Consider the following 6,147-nt stretch of genomic DNA (forward strand, 5'->3'; position numbering starts at 1 on the left):
AGTTGCAAGAGCGGGTGGAGCTTGTGGAGCGCGGCGAGCGCCTATGAAGGACAGATGTCCTTGGGGGCTACTGCCTCCAGGGACTTTCCGGCCCTGGCTCGACTACGGCCTCAGGTCGCCCTCATCATCCGTGCCGTCGATTGCATCGAGGTCGTTGCTCGCCGGAGAGGCCAGGCGGGCACCCCGACTCACGGCGATCCGGTGCACGGCGATCAGTGCCTCGGTGAGCTGGACTGCCAGGAGCTGGAGTTCCCCGGGGGTCCAGGCGCGCTCCTCAAGGACGTCCTGTGCCTCTTCGATGAGGTCGCCGGCCAGGCCGAGCTGAGTGGCCTCCATGTTGTCCGCGAGGCGTGACAAGAACCCGGTCCCGTCGCCCGCGAGGTAGCACGGCTTGCCCTCGGCTCCGACCCACGGCAGCAGCCTGACATCACCCGTCAGGCTCACGCGGTCACCCCCGTTCCACCCGTGGCGCAGCGGCTATGGCCCGCAGCAGGGGAGGGAAGCCGCAACAACAGCAGCTTGAAGGCATGGGCGATACAGTTCGGCATGTCGACGCTCCTACAAGGCATTGGCCACGCCCCCGGACCGTCCACCACGGTCGCGGGGGTCTTCCGACCCTTGCATCGTGGCGACAGCAGGAGGCCGGAACTATCAGACATCGCTGATAGCCCCGGCCACTGCTTGACGTTCCGTCACATACCGAGCCATGAACCGTAGCTGTTGAAGCTCTCCGGCATCCTGCGCCTGGCCGACTCCAGCCCGGCATACGTCTCGCGCGCCGTCGGGTGGTACCGCGTCTGCTGTGGCGCCAGCTTGCGCGCGGCCAGCAGGCTCTTGAACGCTGTGTCGGTCCGGCCGGTGCACATCTGTGCCCGAGCCACCTCCACGTGGTGATGCGCGAGCCGGGATGGCGGCCACCCTTCCGGAATCACCGTCTCCTCCGCCGTCCGCACTGCCTCCGGATACAGGTCGAGTTCAGCCAGCACACTCACCCGGTGCACACCGACGTTCGTCGGCCCGAACGACAACCAGTGGACCTTCTCCGCCGGCCCCGTCCGCTCCGCGATGCGGCTCGCCTCGCCGAGATGCGCCTCTGCGGCGTCCCGGTCCTTCTCCCTTCGACACCAGAACGGTACCCCCGGCCAGTTCCAGGGGAACGGCGATTGGCCCCCACCATCCGGCGGGGGTCATCGCGCATCCGACCACGGCCCGGCCTCGGCCCGCCGGGCAGCCTGGCGAGGCCGTCGGTGTTCTCGTCCTGGACGGCGCGTCGGAACGCGGGTTGATTGTCCGATTAGACTAGATTTGCGGTCGTATGTGATTCCGGTGTTCCTGGAGGGACAGGCATGACGATCGATCTGAGCAAGGTTCTGGACAAGGCCTGGGAGGACAAGCCGCTCGCCGAGATCCTCTCCGCGCCCGTGGCCGCGCTGAAGGGGGTCACCGACAAGGACGGTGAGCTGCTTCAGGAGGCGTTCGGGGTCAGGACCGTCGCCGACTTCGGGCAGCTGAAGTACGCGCGGTGGGCGCACGCGCTCGTTGCGCTGAATCAGACCACCAAGGCGTAATCAGCCGGCGGCGTGCAGCTCGTGGTCCGGGTGGGCCGTACGCCAGCCGGCGAGGGAGCGGTCCCATTCGTCGCCCGCCAGGGCGGTGAGGGAGGCCGGGAAGAGGCCGTCCTCATCCTTCGCGATGTGGTGGAGCTCGTCCATCGCGCCGCGGAACTCGTTCGCTCCGAACGGGGACGAGAGGTCCACCTTCGTGAGGAAGGCCGCCAGGTCGCGGTGTTCCGACGTCAGCGCCGCGATGTAGTCCGCGTACTCGGGGTCCGTTGACATGACTGCGAAAAGGTTGGTCCGTCCTCCTCACCCTTCCAGTGGGCGAGGAGGACGGCCTGCATGTCCGAGATGAGGGCGCGGGCCTTTGGGAGGTCGCCCGTGTCCAGGGCGCGCAGGGCGTCGCCCATCGTTTGGGGCTCTTAGCCGGATTCGGCTTCCAGGTTGCCTTCCGTGTCCAGGTAGACCTGGCGGAGGGATTCGAGGATCTGGGGGTCCGGCTTTTCCCACATACCGCGGGATTCGGCCTCCAGGAGGCGTTCCGCGATGCCGTGCAGGGCCCAGGGGTTGGCCTCCTCCAGGAAGGCGCGGTTCTCCGGGTCCAGGACGTAGGTTTCCGTGAGCTTGTCGTACATCCAGTCCGCGACCACGCCCGTCGTGGCGTCGTAGCCGAAGAGGTAGTCGACCGTCGCCGCGAGTTCGAAGGCGCCCTTGTAGCCGTGGCGGCGCATCGCCTCGATCCACTTCGGGTTGACCACTCGGGCGCGGAAGACGCGCGAGGTTTCTTCCACCAGGGTGCGGGTCTTGACGGTTTCGGGGCGGGTGGAGTCGCCGATGTACGCCTCCGGGGCCGTGCCGCGCAGGGCGCGGACAGTGGCCACCATGCCGCCGTGGTACTGGAAGTAGTCGTCGGAGTCCGCGATGTCGTGCTCGCGGGTGTCGGTGTTCTTGGCGGCTACGGTGATGCGCTTGTACGCCGTTTCCATTTCGGCGCGGGCCGGGCGGCCCTCCAAGCCGCGGCCGTACGCGTAGCCGCCCCAGACCGTGTAGACCTCCGCGAGGTCGGCGTCCGTACGCCAGTCGCGGGAGTCGATGAGCTGGAGGATGCCGGCCCCGTACGTACCCGGGCGCGAGCCGAAGATACGGGTCGTGGCGCGGCGTTCGTCGCCGTGCACGGCGAGGTCCGCCTGGGCGTGGGCTCGGACGTAGTTCTCCGAGGCCGGCTCGTCGAGCGAGGCCGCCAGGCGGACCGCGTCGTCGAGGAGGCCGATCACGTGCGGGAAGGCGTCGCGGAAGAAGCCCGAGATGCGGAGGGTGACGTCGATGCGGGGGCGGCCCAGCTCCGCGAGGGGGATGGGCTCCAGGCCGGTGACGCGGCGCGAGGCCTCGTCCCAGACCGGGCGGATGCCCAGCAGGGAGAGGGCTTCCGCCACGTCGTCGCCCGAGGTGCGCATCGCGCTGGTGCCCCACAGGGACAGGCCGACGGAGGCCGGCCACTCGCCGTTGTCCGTGCGGTAGCGGGTGAGGAGGGACTCGGCCAGGGCCTGGCCCGTCTCCCACGCCAGGCGGGAGGGGACGGCCTTCGGGTCCACCGAGTAGAAGTTGCGGCCGGTGGGGAGCACGTTGACCAGGCCGCGGAGGGGGGAGCCGGAGGGGCCCGCCGGGATGAAGCGGCCGTCCAGGGCGGCGACCACGTGGGCGATCTCGTCCGTGGTGCCGGCCAGGCGGGGGACGACCTCCCGGGCCGCGAAGTCCAGTACGGCCGCCACGTCCGCCGAGTATCCGGCCGCGACCGAAGCCACCGCCTCCGGGGCCCAGTTCGCGTCCTCCATCGCCTGGACCAGGGCGCGCGCCTGCTCCTCGACGGCGTCCGCCGAGGTGCGGGTGGCCGCGGACTCGTCCAGGCCGAGAGCTTCGCGCAGACCCGGAAGGGCCGTCGTACCGCCCCAGATCTGGCGGGCGCGCAGGATCGCGAGGACCAGGTTGACGCGGGCGGCGCCGGTCGGGGCGCCGCCGAGGACGTGCAGGCCGTCGCGGATCTGGGCGTCCTTGACCTCGCACAGCCAGCCGTCGACGTGGAGCAGGAAGTCGTCGAAGCCGTCGTCGTCGGGGCGTTCGTCCAGGCCCAGGTCGTGGTCGAGCTTTGCGGCCTGGATCAGGGTCCAGATCTGGGCGCGGATGGCGGGCAGTTTCGCCGGGTCCATCGCGGAGATCTGGGCGTACTCGTCCAGGTGCTGTTCCAGGCGCGCGATGTCGCCGTACGACTCCGCGCGGGCCATCGGCGGCACCAGGTGGTCGACCAGGGTGGCGTGCACGCGGCGCTTGGCCTGGGTGCCCTCGCCCGGGTCGTTGACCAGGAACGGGTAGATGAGGGGGAGGTCGCCGAGGGCGGCGTCCGGGGCGCAGGCGGCGGAGAGGCCGGCGTTCTTGCCCGGCAGCCATTCGAGGTTGCCGTGCTTGCCGAGGTGGATCATGGCGTCGGCGCCGAAGCCGCCGTCCGAGGACGAGGCCTGGATCCAGCGGTATGCCGCCAGGTAGTGGTGCGACGGGGGGAGGTCCGGGTCGTGGTAGATCGCGATCGGGTTCTCGCCGAAGCCGCGCGGCGGCTGGATGAGGATGAGGAGGTTCCCGCGGCGCAGGGCCGCCAGGACGATGTCGCCCTCCGGGTTCGAGGAGTGGTCCACGAACATGTTGCCGGGGGCCTCGCCCCAGTGCCGCTCGACGCTCTCGCGCAGTTCGGCGGGGAGGGCGGCGAACCACCGCTTGTAGTCGGCGGCCGGGATGCGGACCGGGTTGCGGGCCAGCTGCTCCTCGGTCAGCCAGTCCTGGTCGTGGCCGCCGGCCTCGATCAGGGCGCGGATCAGCTCGTCGCCGTCGCCCGAGACCAGGCCCGGGAGTTCGGAGACGGGGCCGAAGTCGTAGCCCTCGGCGATGAGGGTGCGCAGCAGGTGCACGGCGCTGGCCGGGGTGTCGAGACCGACCGCGTTGCCGATGCGGGAGTGCTTGGTGGGGTACGCGGAGAGGACCAGGGCGACCTTCTTGTCGCGGCGGTCGATGTGCCGGAGCCGGGCGTGGCGTACGGCGATCCCCGCGACCCGGGCGGCCCGCTCGGGGTCGGCCACGTAGGCGGGCAGGCCGTCCTCGTCGAGCTCCTTGAAGGAGAACGGGACGGTGATCAGGCGGCCGTCGAACTCGGGCACCGCGACCTGGGTGGCGGCGTCGAGGGGGGACAGGCCCTCGTCGTTCTCCTCCCAGGTGGAACGGGAACCCGTCAGGCACAGGGCCTGGAGGATCGGCACGTCGAGGGTGGCGAGCGCGCCCGCGTCCCAGGACTCGTCGTCCCCGCCGGCGGAGGCGGTGGCGGGGCGGGTGCCGCCGGCCACCAGGACGGTGGTGACGATGGCGTCGACCCCCTCCAGCTCGGCCAGGAGTTCCGGCTCCGGGGTGCGGAGGGAGGAGACGTAGAGGGGGAGGGCCTGGGCGTCCTGGGCCTCGATGGCCTCGCACAGGGTGTGCACGAAGGCGGTGTTGCCGCTCATCTGGTGGGCGCGGTAGTAGAGCACGGCGACGCGGGGGCCCTGGCCGGGCCGGGCGGTGCGCTCCAGGGGGCCCCAGGTGGGGGAGGCGGCAGGAGGTTCGAAGCCGTGGCCGGTGAGGAGGACCGTGTCCGAGAGGAAGCGGGCCAGCTGCTCGAGGTTGGCGGGGCCGCCGTGGGCGAGGTAGCCGTGCGCTTCGGCGGCGATGCCGATGGGGACCGTGGAGGCCTCCATGAGCTGGGCGTCGGGGGCCTGTTCGCCGGTCAGGACCACGACCGGGCGGGTCTGGGCGGGGGCGAGGAGGAGGTCGAGGCCGTCCTGCCAGGCGCGGAGTCCGCCGAGGAGGCGTACGACGACCAGGTCGGCTCCGTCGAGGAGGCCGGGGAGGTCGTCGAGGGGAAGGCGGGAGGGGTTCGCGAACCGGTACGGGACGGGGCCGTCCGCCGTGTTCGCGGCGCGGGCGCTGAGCAGATCGGTGTCGGACGTCGACAGCAGCAGGATCATGCGGCGGCAGGCCTTCCTCGGGGTTTCCGCGCCCCGGGCAGTGAGGACAGCGGGAGTTCCTGACTCACCCTTCGGCCGTGGGGCCGGCGGGTTCACAGTGGCGGGACCGCGCCGGAATCGCACCGGGCTTCCTCCCATGTCGCCGTCCTCGGCGACGGCGGGCCGTGTGGTCCGCCGGGGGTCATCCTAGGGGGCCTTTGCCCTGGCCGGGCGTGGGGGTGCTCTGGCGGGCGCTGCGCTGCGCTGCGCTGGGCTGGGCTTGGGGGTGGGGTATCGGGTGCGGCGCCGCTGCCGGTGCGCTGCGCTTGCGGGGGTGGGTGGGGTATCGGTGCGGCGCCGCTGCCGGGGCTCTGCCCCGGGCCCCGCGCCTCAAACGCCGGCGGGGCTGAGGATCGGGCGCTGCCCCCGGGTGCGCGCCACAAGCGTCGGCGGGGAGAAGGACCTGGGGCTCCGCCCCAGACCCCGCGCCTCAAACGCCGGCGGGGGGGGCCCGGCGGGGCGTGGGGTGGGGGGGGCGGCGCGCCCCAGGGGCGGGAGCGGCCGCCGGAGGG

General features: G+C 71.7%; 4 protein-coding genes, 1 pseudogene and 1 riboswitch. Of the genes and pseudogenes, 1 reads left to right on the top strand and 4 read right to left on the bottom strand.

Annotation, left to right across the window (positions count from 1 at the left end; genetic code table 11):
* Positions 1-102: 102 nt before the first annotated feature.
* Together J7E94_RS26440 and J7E94_RS26445 are read right to left on the bottom strand one after the other, a co-directional pair.
* The gene (locus J7E94_RS26440) at positions 103-444 is read right to left on the bottom strand and encodes a hypothetical protein (RefSeq protein WP_374224506.1); all 342 of its coding nucleotides are present in this window, start codon (positions 442-444) and stop codon (positions 103-105) included.
* A gap of 248 nt (positions 445-692) precedes the next feature.
* Positions 693-1,118 (bottom strand): annotated as a pseudogene (locus J7E94_RS26445) (transcriptional regulator); the annotation flags it as partial.
* Positions 1,119-1,346: 228 nt separating this feature from the next.
* Between J7E94_RS26445 and J7E94_RS26450 the strand changes: the two are divergent.
* The gene (locus tag J7E94_RS26450) at positions 1,347-1,568 is read left to right on the top strand and encodes a hypothetical protein (RefSeq protein WP_215019312.1); all 222 of its coding nucleotides are present in this window, start codon (positions 1,347-1,349) and stop codon (positions 1,566-1,568) included.
* Here J7E94_RS26450 and J7E94_RS26455 read toward each other — a convergent pair whose 3' ends face one another.
* A complete protein-coding gene (locus J7E94_RS26455; protein ID WP_215019313.1) occupies positions 1,569-1,838 on the bottom strand; it encodes a hypothetical protein in 270 nt (89 codons plus the stop codon).
* A gap of 140 nt (positions 1,839-1,978) precedes the next feature.
* Entirely contained in the window at positions 1,979-5,596 is a 3,618-nt protein-coding gene (cobN, locus tag J7E94_RS26460) for a cobaltochelatase subunit CobN (protein ID WP_215019314.1), read from the bottom strand.
* A gap of 53 nt (positions 5,597-5,649) precedes the next feature.
* A riboswitch (cobalamin riboswitch) is annotated at positions 5,650-5,730 on the bottom strand.
* Positions 5,731-6,147 lie beyond the last annotated feature (417 nt).

This window comes from Streptomyces sp. ISL-94 (assembly GCF_018614075.1).
Lineage (GTDB): Bacteria > Actinomycetota > Actinomycetes > Streptomycetales > Streptomycetaceae > Streptomyces.